Here is an 18042-nt window from a genome sequence, read left to right as displayed (position 1 = left end):
TGCCTGCCGCTCACGCGATCGGACACCCCATGGATTCCAGCTTCCGCTGGAATGACGACAACCGGGAATCCTCAATCCAGGAAGCGCATGCGTTCGGTTTCATCGGGAATCCGGCATGCGGTGGTGCCGAACCAGCGATAGCGGTTGAGCGCGAGCCTCCGGTAGATCGCATCGCGCAGGCGGCGCGGCACCAGCACCATCAGGTGCGCTAGCGTCCACACGCCTCCCAGTCCGGCCAGGACGCGGCGGATGCCATCCGTGTCCGTCCACGCATGCGCGTCTTCCAGCAACAGGAACGACGCCGGGTCGTCCGGATCCAGGCCATGCCGCGCCAGCAGCGCGCGTCCCGCGGTTCCCTGCATCGCGGCGAATCGATAGCGGCGGCGTCGATCATGGCGAAGCAGGAAATCCACCCAGCCATTGCAGAGCACGCAGGTGCCGTCGAACACGACGACGGCCTCGCCGGCATCGGCGCCCGTGTCCACGTCCACCTCAGGCGACATCCAGCCAACCCCGGTAATGCACCAGCAAGCCAATCACCGGCAACGCGGCCTGCACGTCGAACGCATAGCGTTCGCCCTGCGCCGACTCGCGCGCGCGGACGCCGCTGAACCAGCGCGCCGGTAACGGAACGCCCAGCGCGTGCACGCGCTCCACGGCCCATTCGATACCCTCGTCGCGCACGCGCAGGCGGAATCCGAACCGCACCAGTCCCAGTTGCTCGCACAGCAGGCCGTCTTCTCGCCACAGCCGCGAGGCCATCGCGTGCCCCCGCACGTGGCGGATCCAGCGTTCGGCATCCGGCCGGATGTCGATATCGACCGCGATGGCGCCACTTCCCGCCGGCGGCAACCGCGTCGCCGCCGCGCACAGCCGCGACAACAGGCCACTGCCGCGGCGCACGTCGACCTCGCCCAGGTATCGCGCCGAGCCGGCGCGCAGATGCAATCGGCGCACCACCTCGGGCAGGGCCGCGAAATCCGCTCCCAGCAACCGGGCGAACAGGGGCCGGGCCGCTTCCGCGCCAGCCGTTACGGCTGCATCCATACCAGGGTCGCCATCCGCCCGGTCTGCGCGTCGCGGCGATGCGAATAGAACCGCTGCGCGTCGGTGATCGTGCACAGGCCGCCGCCATGGACCCGCGTCACGCCCGCATCGTCCAGCCGGAACCGCGCCAGCGCGTACAGATCCACGCGCCAGTGGCCGGCACGGGTGGGCACGAATGCGGACGCGGCGCGCGGGTCCGCGCCGACGAAAGCGTCATGCACTTCCTCGCCGATCTCGTAGGCCTGTGGTCCCGCGGCGGGACCCAGCCAGGCCAGCAGCCGTTCCGGCGCCACCCGCATGTTTTCCACCGTCCGCTCCAGCACGCCGCCGGCCAGCCCGCGCCAGCCGGCGTGGGCCGCGCCCACGGCCCGACCGTCATCGCTGGCGAACACCACCGGCAGGCAATCGGCGGTGAGGATGGCCAGGACCACGCCGGGCTCGGCGGTGACGGCGGCGTCGCCGTCCGGCTCGTCCCCCGCCGCTTCCTGCCCGAACCGCACCACGCCGGTCCCGTGGACCTGGTGCAGCCAGCGTGGCGGCGAAGGCAATCCGAACCGCTCGACCAGTTCCGCCCGGTTGGCTTCCACCACCGCCGGATCATCGCGGTACTGGCCGTAGCGGGTACCGAGATTGAAGCTGTCGAACGGCGCCCGCGAGCGACCCGCGCCATGGCGCAGCGTGGTGAACGCGCGCACGTCGGGCGGTGCCGGCCAGTCGGCCGGAAGGATCGCGCTCATCCGCGCTGCGCCTCGGTATCGGCGCGCAGCGCGGCCATCAGCTCCAGCATGTCCGCCGGCACCGGCGCGGAGACCCGGATCGGTTCGCCGCTGACCGGATGGCGGAATTCCAGCGTCTCGGCATGCAGCGCCTGGCGGCGGAAGCCGCGCAGCGTCGCCACCAGTTCCTCGCTGGCACCCTTGGGCAGCTTCAGCGGTCCGCCGTACAGCGGATCGCCGACGATGGGATAGCGGATATGCGCCATATGCACACGGATCTGGTGGGTGCGGCCGGTTTCCAGCCGGCACTCCAGCGCGGTGTGGGCGCGGAAGCGCTCGCGCAGGCGGTAATGGGTGACCGCGTCGCGGCCGTCGTCGCGCACCGCCATCTTCAGGCGATCGCGCGGGTGGCGGTCGATCGGCGCGTTGGCGGTGCCGCCGGACACCATCGCGCCGACCACCACCGCCAGGTACTGGCGGTGCACTTCGCGCGAGGAGAGCTGTTCAACCAGCGCGGTCTGCGCCGGCAGGGTACGCGCCACCACCATGACCCCGGACGTGTCCTTGTCCAGGCGATGGACGATGCCGGCGCGCGGCAGGGTGTGCAGCGACGCATCCCGGTGCAGCAGCGCGTTGACCAGGGTGCCGGTCGGGTTGCCCGCGCCGGGGTGGACCACCAGTCCGGCCGGCTTGTCCAGGACGAACACGTGCTCGTCCTCGTAAAGGATGTCCAGCGGGATGTCTTCGGGCTCGGCGTGGGTCTGGGTTTCCAGCACCACGGCCAGGCTGGCCAGTTCGCCACCGCGCACCGGGTCGCGCGGCCTGACCGCCTGGCCGTCCAGGCGGGCGTCGCCGGACTTGATCCACTCGGCCAGTCGGGAACGGGAGAATTCGGGGAAAAGCTCGGCCAGCACGGCGTCGAAACGGCGTCCGGCAGCGGATTCAGGCACCCGCGCGGTGCGCGGCGCCTCGGGAGGCAGGGTATCGGTCATCGGGGTGGGGCGGCGGAAACCGGGGATGTTCGCCGATTGTTCATGGCTTGGGCACCGCCTAGGCTATCATCGACAGCCTGTTTCCCTGCCGCGGCATTGCCGCCAGCCCATGACCCAGCGTGCTTCCACCCGTTTCACCGCCGTCGCCCGCACCGGCCTGCTGTTGCTCGTCATCGTCGCCACCGGTACCGGCTGCGGCATGTTCAAGCGCAAGAAGGAAGTGGAAGTCCAGCCGGTCGAGCAGATGTACGAGACCGCCCACCAGGCGATGATGAACGAGAACTGGGAACGCGCCCAGACCAACTTCCGCGCGCTGGTGGCCCAGTATCCGTACGGCCCGTACACCGAGCAGGCGCTGATGGAATCGGCCTACGCCCAGTACAAGGCCGGCAAGCTGGACGACGCGGTCTCCTCGATCGACAAGTTCCTGCGCACCTATCCGACCCACCGCAACGTGCCGTACATGTATTACCTGCGCGGCCTGTCCAACTCGACCCGCGACGCGGTGTTCCTGCAGCGGGTGTGGAAGCTGGATGCCAGCCGCCGCGACCTGTCCACGCCGATGCAGGGCTACAACGATTTCAGCATCGTCGCCGAGCGCTACCCGAACAGCCGCTATGCGGCCGACGCGCGCCAGCGCATGGTCTACCTGCGCAACCAGTTCGCCCGCCACGAAATGGACACCGCGCTGTACTACCTGCGCCGCGACGCCTGGATTTCCGCCGCCACCCGCGCCCGCTACCTGCTGGAAACCTATCCGCAGAGCGAGTACCAGTACGACGCCGTGGCCGTGCTCGGCGAGGCCTACACCCAGCTGGGCAACAAGTCCCTGGCCGATGACGCCCGCCGCGTGCTGCAGTTGAACGAACCGCAGCACCCCTGGCTGACCGGCGAGTGGCCCAAGTACCCCTGGGCGATCCGCAAGCTCAACCCGTTCGCGGGCGAGAAATCGCCGGCCAGCGGCGCCGCCGTCCGCAAGAAGGACTGAGCCGCGCGTATCGCGCATGAAAAAAGGGCCGCAAGGCCCTTTTTTTGTTGGGCGTTTTTTGAAAAGCGCCCCCATCCCAACCTTCCCCCGCAAGCGGGGGAAGGGGCAGAAGCACAAAGCGCCTGGCTCCCTCCCCCGCCCGATGAATGCTTGGCTCCCTCCCCCGCCTGCGGGGGAGGGCTGGGGTGGGGGCAAACCAAAGCCAGCCAACTCCAATACAGTCCCGCCCCTCAACTACCGTACTTGTTGGTGATCGGATACCGCCGTTCGCGGCCGAACGCACGGCGCGAGATCTTCGGCCCCGGCGCGGCCTGGTGGCGCTTCCACTCGTTGATGCGGACCAGCCGCAGCATCCGGTCCACGGTGGCGGCGTCGAAACCGGCGGCGACGATCTCGTCGCGCGACTGTTCCAGATCCACGTAGCGGAACAGGATCGCATCCAGCACGTCGTAGGGCGGCAACGAATCCTGGTCGGTCTGGTTTTCGCGCAGCTCCGCCGACGGCGGACGGCTGATGACGGCCGGCGGGATCACCGGTGCACCGCCGACCGTATTGCGCCAGCGCGCCAGCGAAAACACCTCCGTCTTGTAGAGATCCTTGATCGGCGCGTAGCCGCCGCACATGTCGCCATAGATGGTCGCGTAGCCGACCGCGTATTCGCTCTTGTTGCCGGTGGTCAGCAGCAGGCCGCCGAACTTGTTGCTCAGCGCCATCATGATCACGCCGCGGCTGCGCGACTGCAGGTTTTCCTCGGTGGTGTCGGCCGGAGTATCAGCGAACAACGGCCCCAGTGTTTCCAGGAACCCCTTGAACGGCGCCTCGATCGGAATCGTCTCCAGCCGCACGCCCAGCGCCTGGCACTGCTCGGCCGCCAGGTCGTTGGACAGCCCGGCGGTGTAGCGCGACGGCAAACGCACGGCGGTGACGTTCTCCGCCCCCAGCGCGTCCACCGCCAGCGCCAGCACCAGTGCCGAGTCGATGCCGCCGGACAGGCCCAGCCAGACCTTCTGGAAGCCGTTCTTGCCGCAGTAATCGCGCAGTCCGCGCACGATCGCGCGCCAGGCCAGCGCGTCGCGGCTCTCGTCGCCATCGTCCATCCACTGCACCGGGCTGAAGCGGCGTCCGGCCGGGTCGTAGTCCACCACCAGCCATTGATCGGTGAACGCCGCCGCAGCCGGATGCACGGTGCCGTCGCCGTCGGCCACCACGGAAGCGCCATCGAACACCAGCGCATCCTGCCCGCCGACCACGTTCAGATAGGCCAGCGCCAGGCCGGTATCGCGGGTGCGCTCGGCCAGCAGCGCGTCGCGCTGGGCATGTTTGTCGCGATCGTAGGGCGAAGCATTGGGCACCAGCGCCATCGACGCCCCGGCGCGCGCGGTCGCGGCCAGCGGTTCGGGAAACCACAGGTCTTCGCAGATGATCAGCCCGACCGGCACGCCCTTGACCTCGAACACGCAGGTCTCGCCGTTCGGATCCACGTCGAAATAACGGCGCTCGTCGAATACCGCGTAGTTCGGCAGCTCGCGCTTGCGGTAGGTCGCTTCCAGATGGCCGTCACGCAGCACGCTGGCCGAGTTGTAGACCACGCTGCCGGCCGATTCGGGCCAGCCGACCACCGCGACGATACCGTGGGTGGTGGCGGCCAGCTGGCGCAGCGCGGTCTCGCAATCGGCCAGGAAACGCGGCCGCAGCAGCAGGTCTTCCGGCGGATAGCCGCTGATGGCCAATTCCGGGAACAGCACGATATCCGCGCCGTACTCGTCACGCGCCTCGGCGATCTGCGCGGCGATGCGCTCGGCATTCCGGGCGACGTCGCCCACGGGGAAATCGAACTGGGCCAGGGCGATGCGGAGGGTCTGGGACATGTCGGTCTTCAGGTTCGAGCCTTCACCGCTGCGCGGGAAAGCGGGACGTGGGCGGTGCCCGGCAGCCGCGAAACGATCAGCGCGCGAACACCTTCGAGGTTCGTCATCACCTCATTATTCCAGAAGCGCAGGACCTGGAAGCCCTCCTCGCGCAGGAAGGTGTCCCGTCGTACATCCGTCGCGGCATCCATGTGCTGGCCGCCGTCCACTTCGATCAGCAATCGCGCCTCCAGGCAGGCGAAATCGGCGATGTAGGGGCCGATGGGGCATTGCCGGCGGAAATGGAAGCCTTCGAGCTGGCGTCGCTGCAGGATGGTCCAGAGGCGGCGTTCGGCCGGTGTCATGTCCTTGCGAAGCTCGCGCGCCCTGTTCCGCTTCTGTCCCGGTCGCATGCGCACGTCCTGTGCTTGGGTGGGTTGGCATCTTGCCCCCATCCCAACCTTCCCCCGCAAGCGGGGGAAGGGGCCAGAAGCCGCGCCCGACTGCCAATCGACAAATCAGGACAATTCGTTGGAGTACCCACCCCATCCGTGCGCGCTCGATCCCCCTAACCTCCTCCCCGCCCACGCGGGAGCGCCTCAACCCTCCTGCCCACCCGCGGGAATGCTCGACTTCTCAAGCCCCCTCCCCCGCTCGCGGGGGAGGGCCGGGGTGGGGGCAAGCCGAAGCCATCCAACCCACCCAAAACAAAAGGCCGCCCGAAGGCGGCCTTTCGTCCATTCCGCAAAACGCGGAAACGACTTACTTCAGGCGGGCGGCAATCGCCGCGCCCAGATCGCCCGGCGAGCGGACCGTGGTCACGCCCGCGGCTTCCATCGCCGCGAACTTGCCTTCCGCCGTGCCCTTGCCGCCGGAAGCGATGGCGCCGGCGTGGCCCATGCGCTTGCCGGCCGGGGCCGAGGCGCCGGCGATGAAGCCGACGACCGGCTTCTTGACGTGCTTGGCGATGTACTCGGCGCCTTCTTCCTCGGCCGAACCACCGATTTCGCCGACCATGATGATGCCTTCGGTCTGCGGATCGTTGTTGAACAGGGTCAGCGCCTCGACGAAGTTCAGGCCGTTGATCGGATCGCCGCCGATGCCGATGCAGGTGCTCTGGCCCAGGCCCACGTCGGTGGTCTGCTTGACCGCTTCATAGGTCAGCGTGCCCGAACGCGAGACGATGCCGATCTTGCCCGGCTGGTGGATGTGGCCCGGCATGATGCCGATCTTGCACTCGCCCGGGGTGATGATGCCAGGGCAGTTCGGGCCGATCAGGGTGACGCCCGGGTAGCCCTTCAGGGTGTTCTTGACCCGCAGCATGTCCAGCACCGGAATGCCTTCCGTGATCGCCACGATCACCTTGATGCCGGCGTCGGCCGCTTCCAGGATCGCGTCGGCCGCGAACGGCGGCGGCACGTAGATGACCGAGGCGTCGGCGCCGGTGTCCTGCACCGCGTCACGCATCGTGTTGTAGACCGGCAGGTCGATGTGGGTGGTGCCGCCCTTGCCGGGGGTCACGCCGCCCACCACCTGGGTGCCGTACTCGACCATCTGGGTCGCGTGGAAGGTGCCCTGCTGGCCGGTGAAGCCCTGGACGAGGACCTTGGTGTTCTTGTTGACCAAAACGCTCATGAATTATTCCTAGTCTCGTCGTGGGGTCAGGCGGCCTTGACCGCAGCGACGGCCTTCTTGGCGCCGTCGTTGATGTCGTCGGCCGGGATGATGGCCAGACCGGAATCGCGCAGCAGCGCCTTGCCGGCTTCCACGTTGGTGCCTTCCAGGCGCACGATCACCGGCACCTTCACGCCCACGTCCTTGACCGCGGCGATGATGCCTTCGGCGATCATGTCGCAGCGGACGATGCCGCCGAAGATGTTCACGAAGATCGCCTTGACCTTGTCGCTGGACAGGATCAGCTTGAACGCGGTGGTCACGCGTTCCTTGGTGGCGCCGCCGCCGACGTCCAGGAAGTTCGCCGGCTCGCCACCGTTGAGCTTGATGACGTCCATGGTGGCCATCGCCAGGCCGGCGCCGTTGACCATGCAGCCGATATTGCCGTCCATGGTCACGTAGTTCAGGTCGTGCTCGGAGGCCAGCACTTCGGTCTCGTCTTCCTGCGCCTTGTCGCGCATGGCGACCAGGTCCGGATGGCGGAACGAGGCGTTGTCGTCGGAGTTGACCTTGCCGTCCAGCACGGCCAGATCGCCGTTGGTGAGGATCGCCAGCGGGTTCAGTTCGACCAGCGCCAGATCCTTCTCGTTGAACAGCTTGTACAGGCCCATCATGATCTTGGTCAGCTGGTTGACCTGCTTGGCGTTCAGGCCCAGCTTGAAGCCGATATCACGGCACTGGTACGGCTGCAGGCCCTGGACGAAGTTCACGTCCAGCTGGTGGATCAGTTCCGGGGTTTCCGCGGCGACCTTCTCGATCTCCACGCCGCCTTCACTGGAGGTGATGAAGGTGACGGCCTTGGTGGCGCGATCGACCAGCACCGACAGGTACAGTTCCTTGGCGATGTCGGTGCCTTCGGAGATCAGCACCGCGTCGATCGGCAGGGCCACGCCGGCCGACTGGTAGGTCGCCATGCGGGTGCCCAGCATCGCGGCGGCGTACTGCTTCACTTCGTCCAGGGTCTTGGCCAGCTTGACGCCGCCGGCCTTGCCGCGGCCACCGGCGTGGATCTGGGCCTTCACGACCCAGAGGTCGCCCGGAATGGACTTCGCGGCTTCAACCGCTTCTTCCGGCGTGCGCGCGACGCGCCCGGCCGGAACTGCAATGCCATATTCGGCAAACAGTTGTTTTGCCTGGTATTCGTGGAAATTCATGCGTCACCGTGGGTAGGGAACAGGTAAGCGAGGCCGGACGTCCCGGAAAAGCGCGTTTGGACGTGCGAAGGCCGCCCGGCGGGCGCCAGCCAGCCCCCTATTGTCGCCCAGCGGGCCGGACGGCGCAAAATCAGCCTCCTGGGCCCGGCCTGCCTATACTGATGCCATCGCCGACGGGGGGAGTCCGCGCTTGCCGCAAAGCCATTCGATCCTGGGACGCATCGAATCCGCCCCGCGGCGCGAACTGTATTTCTTCGCCCTGTACCGGACGCTGGAAGCGGCGATCCTGGCCGGGCTGGTGTTCAGCCCGCTTTCGGACCTGCTGGGTTCCCAGCGCCACCCGCAATTGGGACTGGGGGTCACGGTCGGCTACCTGGCCGCCTCGGTCCTGCTGCTGCTGGTGCGCAGTCCCCGCTGGATGACCCTCACCGTGGTCGTCGGCCTGGCCGTGGACATCGTCGCGGCCGCGGTCATCACCCATGCCCTGCCGGCGACCACCGCCGGGGTCGCGATGATGCTGCTGTTCAACGTCGCCGCCGGGGTGCTGCTGCTGCCCTCGCGCAACTGGGCGCTGGCGATGATCGGCCTGACCGTGGCCATGCTGTTCGCCGAGTACGGCTGGACCTTCTTCCACGACGGCGGCACCGACCGCTCGATCGCCGAGGTGGTGATGTTCGCCATCAGCTACCTGGCCGTCGGCTACCTGGCCCACCAGGCCGGCCAGCGCGCGCGCCGCAGCGAGGCGCTGGCGGATCAGCGCGGCGCCGAGGTCGCCAACCTGGTCGAAATCAACGAACTGATCATCCGCCGCATGCGCACCGGCGTGCTGGTGGTGGACGCGGACAACCACATCAAGCTGGCCAACGAGGCCGCCAGCCTGCTGCTCGGCGACGGCGAGGGTGGCGAGGGTGCCAGCGACGGCGTTGGCGTCCTGCTCACCCACACCGCGCCGGAGCTGGCCCGCCGCCTGCAGCGCTGGCGCAACGGCTGGCAGGCCGACGACACCCCCATGCAGTTGTCGCCCGACCAGCCCGAGGTGCAGCCGCGCTTCGCCCGCCTGCTGGCCGACAGCGAGACCTCGCTGATCTTCCTGGACGACGCCACCGTGGTCTCGCGCCGCGCCGAATCGCTGACCCTGGCCGCGCTGGGCCGCTTCTCGGCCAGCCTGGCCCACGAGATCCGCAACCCGCTGGCGGCCATCAACTACGCGGTGCAGCTGCTGGAAGAATCCCGCCAGATCATCGACGGCGACCGCCGCCTGCTGCAGATCATCCACCAGCAGTGCCAGCGCACCAACGGCATCGTCGAGAGCGTGCTGGGCCTGGCCCGGCGCGAGCGCGCCAGCCCGGAGCACCTGGACCTCAATACCTTCGTCCGCCGCTTCATCGACGAGTACCAGCAATCGCTGTCGATCGAGACCGATACCCTGGAGGCGGTGATCGGCCCACGCCCGGTCCCGGCCCTGGTCGATCAACGCCATCTCCAGCAGATCGTGACCGTGCTGGTGCAGAACGCGATGAACTACGGGCGCCTGCCGGGCGAGTCGGCGCGGGTGCGGGTGCGGGTGTTCCAGGCCGACCACCGCCCGATGATCGACGTCATGGACCGGGGTCCCGGCATTCCCGAAGCGGTGGCCGCGCAGCTGTTCCGGCCGTTCTTCACCACCTCCGAGCACGGCACCGGCCTGGGCCTGTACATCGCCCGCGAGCTGTGCCGGGCCAACCAGGCCACCCTGGAGTACGTCCCGGTTCCCGGCGGCGGCAGTTGCTTCCGCATCACCCTGCCCGGCCCGCATGCGCTGCTGCCCGCCTGAGCCATCCGACCGGATCCGGACCATTCCGTGCCGCAGTCTTCATGTTTGAGACCTCACACTAGCGACCACTCCTGTTCAGCCGGTACACTGAACGGACAGGGGCTGAAGGGGGATCCATGAGCGAAAACCGTAGCGCCCTTATCGTCGACGACGAACGCGACATCCGCGAACTGCTGGTACTGACCCTGGGCCGAATGGGCCTGCGCATCGATACCGCGGCCAACCTCGGCGAGGCGCGTGAACTCCTGTCACGCAACAGCTACGACCTGTGCTTCACCGACATGCGCCTGCCCGACGGCAACGGCATCGAACTGGTCGGCGAGATCTCCCGCAACTACCCCCGCACCCCGGTCGCCATGATCACCGCCTTCGGCAACATCGAACTGGCGGTCGAGGCGCTGAAGGCCGGCGCCTTCGATTTCGTCAGCAAGCCGGTGGACCTGACCGTCCTGCGCGGACTGGTCAAGCACGCCCTGGAACTCAACAACACCGAGCGCGCGCCGGCCCCGCCGCCGCCGCCCGAGCAGGCCAGCCGGCTGCTGGGCAGTTCCCCGGCCATGGCCATCCTGCGCGACACCATCGGCAAGGTCGCCCGCAGCCAGGCCCCGGTCTACATCCGCGGCGAGTCCGGCGTGGGCAAGGAACTGGTCGCCCGCACCATCCACGAGCAGGGCGCCCGCGCCAGTGGTCCGTTCGTGCCGGTCAACTGCGGCGCGATTCCCGCCGAGCTGATGGAAAGCGAGTTCTTCGGCCACAAGAAGGGCAGCTTCACCGGCGCCCACGCCGACAAGGCCGGCCTGTTCCAGGCCGCCAACGGCGGCACCCTGTTCCTGGATGAGGTCGCCGAGCTGCCCCTGCCCATGCAGGTCAAACTGCTGCGCGCCATCCAGGAAAAGGCCGTGCGCCCGGTCGGCGCCTCGCAGGAAGTGCAGGTGGACGTGCGCATCCTCTCGGCCACCCACAAGGACATCGGCGAACTGGCCAGCGACGGCCGCTTCCGCCACGACCTGTATTACCGCATCAACGTCATCGAGCTGCGGGTACCGCCGCTGCGCGAGCGCGCCAGCGACCTGCCGCAGCTGACCAGCGCCATCCTCGATCGACTCGCCGACCAGCACGGCCGCAACGCCCCCTCGGTGTCGCCGGACGCCATGGCCGAACTGCGCCGGTATCCGTTCCCGGGCAACGTCCGCGAACTGGAGAACATCCTCGAACGCGCGCTGGCGATGGCCGACGGCCACAGCATCGAGATCGGCGACCTCTACCTGCCCCAGGCCTCCGCCGCCGCGCCCCGCGCGATGGCCGACGCCGGTCCCGGCGCCGCACCCGTGGCCGGCGCGCCCCCGATCGACATCGATCCCGCCGGCGGCCCGCTACCCAACTACATCGAACAACTCGAACGCGCGGCCATCCAGAAGGCACTGGAAGAAAACCGCTGGAACAAGACCCGCGCCGCCGCCCAGCTCGGCATCACCTTCCGCGCCCTGCGCTACAAGCTGAAAAAGCTGGGCATGGAGTAGCGCGCAGCCGACCGCCGCGCCACGCGGGAAACGGCTCCCGCGAATGCGTCACCACCCGCCCCTCAATAGACCTTGAACAAGATAGCCCCCTTTGAAAAAGGGGGCGGGCACCCGCGCCAGCGGGTGACGGGGGATTCGCCCGCGATGCCCGGGAGAACCACATTCCCGCCGCCCCAAGGTCACGCCTCCCTCCCCCACTACACCAAACATACGCCCCCCGATTGACGCAATTTGTCGTCAACCGCATGACCCCCCTCACTCTGGAAAAGAGTGTGACCACGCCCGCCCCAGGCGGCAGTAGGCCGTCGATATCGTGCGCTCCGCGCCGAACGTTCGTATCCCGAACCTTTCACTTTCCACGGATACGGCGTCGGCGCTGAAAGCGGCATCCGTTCGATGTTTCCGAGGGGCAAACGTGCCCTGACGAGCAACTTCCGCTGACGCGGGAGCCGGACGGGTGCGCCTCCGCCCACCAAGCAAAGCAACACGGGGACGTGTCACATGAAAAAGAACATGCAAGGTTTCACTCTGATCGAACTGATGGTCGTGGTCGGCATCATTGCCATTCTCGCCGCCATCGCAATGCCCGTCTTCCAGGACTACAACGTCAGGACGCAGGCAACCGCCGCACTGGCTGAGATCTCGCCGGGCAAGACCGGTTTCGAACTCGCGGTGACGAGCGGTAAGACGCCGTCTACGAAGTCAACCGATCCGGGGTACATCAACATTCATGCTACGACGTCCTACTGCACCGTCGACGTGTCTACGGGCAACAGCATTGCCTGCACAGGCATCAATGGCGTGAAAGACAAGTTCACTGGCAGAAAAATCACTCTAGAACGTGATGACGATGGCGTCTGGACCTGTAAAACCGATCTGGATGAGAAGTATTGGCCCACGGGCTGTACTAAGGCAGGGGCTGCGAAATCTTGAAGCACTGCCGCACTACGCAAAGTCAAGATTCGCGACTCCACGCTGGAGGAAGGCTGCGGCGATACGCATCATCATGAATTGACGCCTCCCCAGGCAACAAACCCCGCGAGAGCGGGGTTTGTTGTGTATGAGCATCGAGAGATCGGATCCATCTACCGACACGCCCTCGACGCAGTAGCCACCGATGTCCATCGCGTACGCAGATCCGTGACACGAGTGATGCCAGACCCCGAAGCGGCACATCGCGAGTTCCGGAATTCAACCCACACCCGAAGCGCTTGGCCGACCTACTGGAGTGCGATGGCGGTCAACTCGAGGATCCGGAAAAAGCGACAACCGTTTGGCGGTTACGCGAGCGCGTCAGCCAGCACTCCTGCCAGCTCGGGGCCTCATTCCCCTCCCCAGCGTCAATCTTTCGACCACTAAAGTGACGCAAATTGTCACTTTGTGCCCAATATTTACACCTGCATTCTTTGCACCTGAAGAACGACCCGCGCGGGGCCAAATTGTCAGATTGTGATCATTCCCGCGGTTGATCCCCTTTTTCCTGATACCGGTCCAACGAGATTGATGTCATAGTTATCTCGACTTAGGTGTCTGGGGTCTTTCCCGCGAACCATCGGGGACGGGGAGAGGGGCGCTTACAGTTGGCACACATCCTGCACGTGACTTAAAGCACGTGCGTCGTCTTGCACGGCGCCCACGGTCCAACGCTTAAGGACACGGGGGCTGGAGTGTCCTTAACCATCCAAGCCAATCCTGAAAGGGGAAGTTCATGAAGAAGAACATGCAGGGTTTCACCCTCATCGAACTGATGATCGTGGTCGCCATCATCGCCATCCTGGCCGCCATCGCGCTGCCGCTGTACCGTGACTACACCATCAAGGCCAAGATCACCAACGCCATCGGCTCCGTCGCCGGCGAGAAGATCAAGGTCGGCGAGAACATTGGCGCCGGCAACCCCCTGTGCGACGGCATCACCAAGACGGGCGCCTGCGACACCACCGACGGCACGCTGACCGGCACGTATGAAGAAGCTTCGGTCGATTTGGCGCCCAACACCGCCAATGGTCGCATCGAGTGGGTCTGCACCCCGACCTACACCGGTGCCACTCTCACCGCGTCCAATACGCCGGAAGCCTGCCCGGCTCCGTAATTGACGGTATCGCCGCCGGTGCAGCTACAGGCTCTGGCAAGCGTTTGACAAAGAAACCCCGGCGATATGCCGGGGTTTTTTTTCTGGCCCAACGATTTCCAACCAACCCATGACACCCTCGGACAGACACAGAGTTGCGCTCCTGCTGGTCCCAGCTTCCATGGCCACGCTTTTGGCATATTGGGTCGGCCTGGACGGCCCCTTCCTGCTCGATGACCCGGCCAACTTGGCGGCCCTCAAGCCTTGGCTGGAAGGCAAGCTGGAACTCCACACCCTCCTGTTCGAACGCGGTGCGGGTACTTTTGGACGTCCCGCCTCAATGGCGTCATTCGCGCTCAATGCTTGGCTGACCGGCTTCACACCGTTCTCCTTGAAACTGGGCAACCTGCTCATCCATGTTTTGTGTGGATTGGTTCTGTTCGGGCTACTGAAGCAGTTGCTGCAACGAGACTCCAATCTCGCACCGCGGGCATCGTTCTACGCCGGAGCAGTTGCAGCTTTGTGGCTACTGCACCCCCTGCACGCCAGCACAGTGCTTTATGTCGTCCAGCGCATGGCCCAACTCTCCACGCTGATCATTCTGCTTGGATTGTGGCTCTATACCTACTTGCGGGACAAACTGGAAACAACCCCATCGAATCGAGTTGCCTGGGCAATCATGCTGCTTGTTCCAGGCATGACAGGGCTGGCATTTCTCGCCAAGGAAAATGGCATTCTGTTACCTCTGCTCTGCGCGGTTGTTGAACTGGCCTACTATCGTGGCAGCCGCGCCAGGACAGGTCGGCTATTCATCGCGTTTTACGTCCTTATCCCCTTCACCTTGGGACTATTGATCCTGGCTGCAAACCCCGGTCGGGTATTGGGTTGGTACAGTGGCCGCGACTTCACGCTTGTCGAGCGACTGCTGAGCCAAGGCCGTGCACTTTGTGACTACCTGTGGAAACTTGTTTTCCCGAATCCCCCGGCCATGGGCATCTATACCGATGACTTCGTAGTCTCCACCAGCCTGCTTCAACCGATAACGACGCTGGCCTCGTTCGTCTTGCTGGCAATGCTCAGTGTCCTCGCATATCGCTTTCGTAAGCGACTCCCCTCCATATTTTTTGGCTGGTTCTTCTTTCTCGCCGCGCATACCCTGGAAGCTGGCCCTATTCCGCTGGAACTCTACTTCGAGCATCGCAACTATCTTCCAGCCGTTGGAATCCTGACCGCCATCGTCGCGTTGGCCAACTTGCTTGGCCGGTGGTTAGCCGGCAAGGGACTTCGCCCAACCAGAATAGGCATTCCCCTGCTTGCCGGCGGCCTTCTCGTCCTGGCAGCAGGTACACATGGGCGAGCCCTGGTGTGGCAAGACGAACGACTCATCGCCGAATCGAGCTTGGCCGCTCATCCGTACTCGCTGCGTGCAAATGCCGCCGTTCTGTCGAATGCCTTGGGCCGTCGTGATTCCAGCCGGGTGGACCAGATACTTGGGACCCTCCAGGGCTCACCTGAACCCAGGCACCGCTCGCTTGCACATCTTTATAGGTTCTATGCGTCCTGCGTCCTGAACGGAGAGCCGAATCTTGAGGATCTGGCGACCTTCAGCCAGACGACTCCGATGCCTCTGACGCTAGCCGAGACCATGCCCCTTAAGTTCCTCTATGCAGCGACTGAAAATGGCCGGTGCAAGCAAGCATCAAACGACCGAATAGGGGCGATGCTAACCCAACTGGCTGATCGAGCCAGGCGCCAGCCCGACGGTGCCAGGCCCAAGATCGTGCTTCGCTACTTCGCTGCCCAGTTTCATGTGCGCGAACGCAATTGGCGCGCTGCACTGCCCCCGGCTCGTTTGGCCTGGCAGCCCAACGCTGAAGCAGGCATCGCCATGCCTTTGGTACTTTCCCAACTGGGTACCCGCGACATTGACGGCGCCGAAGCCACCCTGCGAGAGGCCACGTTAAGAGCGGAACGCTCCAATTCCACCGACCAGGCGGGCCTTCGCTGGTTGCGCACACAGATCGACAGTGCGCGTGAGGCTTATGGGATGAAGGCTAAGATCGAACCGAATCAGTAAAGTACGGCAAACTTGCGGGAAGAAACCCGAGGGCACTCCGCGCTGCAATGCTAGCTTCATTACTGGGCAAACTCGGCTTTGGGAAGTTGGCGCACAACACAGCGTTGAATGTGCTGTGGCAGGCCGGGCGGGTTGGCCTGCAAGCGGCATGGATCGTTGCTGCCGCATGGGTATTGGGGGCTGCCGAGTACGGAAAGCTGGCGGGGTTGGCGGGGTTTGCGGTGACCTTGGGAGCCTTCGTCGGGTGGGGCACGGGGTATCTGCTGCTTCAAGGCGTCTCCCGAGAACCCGCCATGCTTGGCCCGCATTGGCATCGCGCCTTGCGCATCGTTCTTGTCACAGGATTGATGCTTTGCCTTGCCTTCGCTGGCATAGCTCATCGGTACGTAAACAGCGGCGTTGAACTATCCATTCTCGTCGCTATCGGTCTAGCGGAACTTGTATGCGTTCCACTGGTAAACACGGCAAGCTTCGCCTTCCAGGCGCGTGAGCGACTGGGCTGGTCGGGTGCCGTCGTCACACTGCTTTCGGGCCTGCGACTTGTTTCCGTCCTGGGCCTGGGCGCGACTGTTGGAACGGCCACGCTTTCCACATATGCAGGGTTTCACCTGGCTGCCTCCATATTGAGCGCGCTCTTCGCCTTGTATAGCGTGCGGCATGTACTTCGGCCTACCGGGCATGGCTTGAAAATTAGCCATCGTGATTTCCGCACCGGAGCCGCATACGCAACCGCCTGGTCGGCTGGGACAGCGACATCGGAACTGGACAAAACGCTGAGCCTCCAGCTTGCAGGCGCTGAGGCAAATGGCATCTATTCGGTCGCCTATCGCTTCGCGAGCGTGTTGACGCTTCCCGTTGCATCCCTGGTATTGGCTGCGCAACCAAGGCTGTTCCGCCTCGGAGCGACAACCGGAGGATCCGGTTCTTCCCCGCTTCCGGCCATCGTCGGCACTTGCATCCTCCTCGGCTCGATTGCGTCCGTCTTCCTGCTGGCCTTTTCCTACGCCATCCCAGCGATCTTCGGCGCCCAGTTCGAAGCGTCCGCCCATATTGCCAGGACGCTATCTCTCCTTCCCCCGCTGTACGCACTCCGCCTGATCGGCAGCACCGTCTTGATGACCAGTGGGAGACAGATTGCGCGCATTCTCGTTGATGCAAGCGGTGCCCTGCTGATGAGCGTGCTGGCTTTGCGGCTGCTCCCCGAGCATGGGATCTCCGTAATGGCCTGGATCATGACCGGCGTGGAGGCATGGCTTGCGCTTTGGGCATGGATCCTTGTGTGGAGGATGCCCCGCAGGCACACTCGTCCGCCACTCGGTGAAGACTTCAATCATCAGATTTCGGACCCGCCATGAAGAAGACGGACCACGATTGGGAGCGATGGGGTGTGACAGCACCCTACTACGGGGTTCTGAGCATCAATAGATTCAGGCCGGAGAATTTGGATGCCGATGCGAAAGAGGCATTCTTCGCATCCGGTGAACGGCATATCAGTACGGTCTTTTCGCGAATAGAGTCAATGGCGGGAAAACCCTTCCGGCCACGCACCGCGCTAGATTTCGGCTGTGGTGTGGGAAGGCTGTCGATTCCGATGGCGAGACGTTGCGACTCGGTCATCGCGGCGGACGTCGCACCTGCCATGTTGGCCGAGACAATGCGGAACTGCGAGCTCCACGGCATCGAAAACCTGGAAGCCGAAGTTTCCGATGACCGGCTCTCACGCATTCCGGCCAACATTGATCTCGTTCACTCATTCATAGTGCTGCAGCACATACCGCCCTCGCGCGGCGAACAGATTATGGCTGAACTTGCGGATCGAGTCAGTGATGATGGCTTCCTGGCACTGCAGTTTTACGTGCGCTGTAACTCGCACTGGCTTGTCCGCAGCCTGGTGAGGGCGCGCTACTTGCTTCCTCCCGCCAACTGGATCCGAAACCGGCTCAAATCAAGACCGCTGCGTGAGCAGGCCATGGAACTCCACGTCTATGACCTGCCCAAGATTCTTCGCACGTTGCGACAGGCGGGATTCCCGGAAGTCGAAATGCACCTCGATACCGAAGCGGCAGGGCAGTTCGAGAGTGTGTTCCTGCTTGCTCGGCGAACCCATCAGCATCCGTCCATCTTCAATCCACTGGCCTGATGACCA

The 18042-nt window shown here is 65.1% G+C and carries 16 protein-coding genes; 8 read left to right on the top strand and 8 right to left on the bottom strand.

The window, feature by feature from the left end; all coding sequences use genetic code 11:
- Positions 1–71 precede the first annotated feature (71 nt).
- From FG323_RS15990 to rluD, 4 genes are read right to left on the bottom strand one after another with little or no spacing between them, the layout of a single operon-like run.
- Positions 72–503 (bottom strand): DCC1-like thiol-disulfide oxidoreductase family protein, encoded by a 432-nt coding sequence (locus tag FG323_RS15990; RefSeq protein WP_141455721.1) that lies wholly within the window; start codon positions 501–503, stop codon positions 72–74.
- Complete coding sequence (locus FG323_RS15985; RefSeq protein ID WP_141455720.1) at positions 493–1047, bottom strand: DUF4166 domain-containing protein; 555 nt, start codon at positions 1045–1047, stop codon at positions 493–495. The genes FG323_RS15990 and FG323_RS15985 overlap by 11 nt, the downstream gene beginning before the upstream one ends.
- Entirely contained in the window at positions 1032–1784 is a 753-nt protein-coding gene (gene pgeF, locus FG323_RS15980) for a peptidoglycan editing factor PgeF (RefSeq protein WP_141455719.1), read from the bottom strand. The genes FG323_RS15985 and pgeF overlap by 16 nt, the downstream gene beginning before the upstream one ends.
- A complete protein-coding gene (gene rluD, locus FG323_RS15975) occupies positions 1781–2755 on the bottom strand; it encodes a 23S rRNA pseudouridine(1911/1915/1917) synthase RluD (protein ID WP_141455718.1) in 975 nt (324 codons plus the stop codon). Before rluD ends, pgeF begins: the two co-directional genes overlap by 4 nt.
- Positions 2756–2864: 109 nt before the next feature.
- Between rluD and FG323_RS15970 the strand changes: the two genes are divergently transcribed.
- Positions 2865–3743, top strand: coding sequence for an outer membrane protein assembly factor BamD (locus FG323_RS15970; protein ID WP_141455717.1), 879 nt, complete (start codon positions 2865–2867; stop codon positions 3741–3743).
- Between the two features lie 230 nt (positions 3744–3973).
- Here the strand turns inward: FG323_RS15970 and FG323_RS15965 are convergent, their stop codons facing one another.
- The 4 genes from FG323_RS15965 to sucC form a co-directional block, all read right to left on the bottom strand.
- Positions 3974–5611, bottom strand: coding sequence for an NAD+ synthase (locus FG323_RS15965; RefSeq protein WP_141455716.1), 1638 nt, complete (start codon positions 5609–5611; stop codon positions 3974–3976).
- 8 nt (positions 5612–5619) lie between these two features.
- Positions 5620–6003, bottom strand: coding sequence for a DUF559 domain-containing protein (locus FG323_RS15960; protein WP_141455715.1), 384 nt, complete (start codon positions 6001–6003; stop codon positions 5620–5622).
- A gap of 349 nt (positions 6004–6352) precedes the next feature.
- Positions 6353–7225: a succinate--CoA ligase subunit alpha gene (sucD, locus tag FG323_RS15955; RefSeq protein WP_141455714.1), complete on the bottom strand. Its 873-nt coding sequence runs from the start codon at positions 7223–7225 to the stop codon at positions 6353–6355.
- 26 nt (positions 7226–7251) lie between these two features.
- Positions 7252–8418, bottom strand: coding sequence for an ADP-forming succinate--CoA ligase subunit beta (gene sucC, locus FG323_RS15950; protein WP_141455713.1), 1167 nt, complete (start codon positions 8416–8418; stop codon positions 7252–7254).
- A 190-nt stretch (positions 8419–8608) separates the two neighbouring features.
- On the opposite strand from sucC, the gene FG323_RS15945 reads away from it, so the two are divergent.
- The 7 genes from FG323_RS15945 (at position 8609) to FG323_RS15915 (ending at position 18036) form a co-directional block, all read left to right on the top strand.
- Positions 8609–10231 (top strand): HAMP domain-containing sensor histidine kinase, encoded by a 1623-nt coding sequence (locus FG323_RS15945; RefSeq protein ID WP_141455712.1) that lies wholly within the window; start codon positions 8609–8611, stop codon positions 10229–10231.
- Positions 10232–10347: 116 nt separating this feature from the next.
- Entirely contained in the window at positions 10348–11751 is a 1404-nt protein-coding gene (locus tag FG323_RS15940; RefSeq protein WP_141455711.1) for a sigma-54 dependent transcriptional regulator, read from the top strand.
- A 501-nt stretch (positions 11752–12252) separates the two neighbouring features.
- Positions 12253–12684 carry a pilin gene (locus FG323_RS15935; protein WP_141455710.1) on the top strand — a complete coding sequence of 144 codons (432 nt, stop codon included), beginning with the start codon at positions 12253–12255 and terminating at the stop codon, positions 12682–12684.
- A gap of 775 nt (positions 12685–13459) precedes the next feature.
- Positions 13460–13840 carry a prepilin-type N-terminal cleavage/methylation domain-containing protein gene (locus tag FG323_RS19955; RefSeq protein WP_141455709.1) on the top strand — a complete coding sequence of 127 codons (381 nt, stop codon included), beginning with the start codon at positions 13460–13462 and terminating at the stop codon, positions 13838–13840.
- A 160-nt stretch (positions 13841–14000) separates the two neighbouring features.
- The gene (locus FG323_RS15925; RefSeq protein ID WP_141455708.1) at positions 14001–15896 is read left to right on the top strand and encodes a hypothetical protein; all 1896 of its coding nucleotides are present in this window, start codon (positions 14001–14003) and stop codon (positions 15894–15896) included.
- A gap of 47 nt (positions 15897–15943) precedes the next feature.
- A complete protein-coding gene (locus FG323_RS15920; RefSeq protein ID WP_141455707.1) occupies positions 15944–17251 on the top strand; it encodes a lipopolysaccharide biosynthesis protein in 1308 nt (435 codons plus the stop codon).
- Entirely contained in the window at positions 17248–18036 is a 789-nt protein-coding gene (locus FG323_RS15915) for a class I SAM-dependent methyltransferase (protein WP_141455706.1), read from the top strand. Before FG323_RS15920 ends, FG323_RS15915 begins: the two co-directional genes overlap by 4 nt.
- Positions 18037–18042: the final 6 nt, after the last annotated feature.

It is taken from the genome of Pseudoxanthomonas sp. z9 (genome assembly GCF_006542425.1).
Lineage (GTDB): Bacteria > Pseudomonadota > Gammaproteobacteria > Xanthomonadales > Xanthomonadaceae > Pseudoxanthomonas_A.
This window is presented reverse-complemented; position numbering and strand designations above follow the sequence as displayed.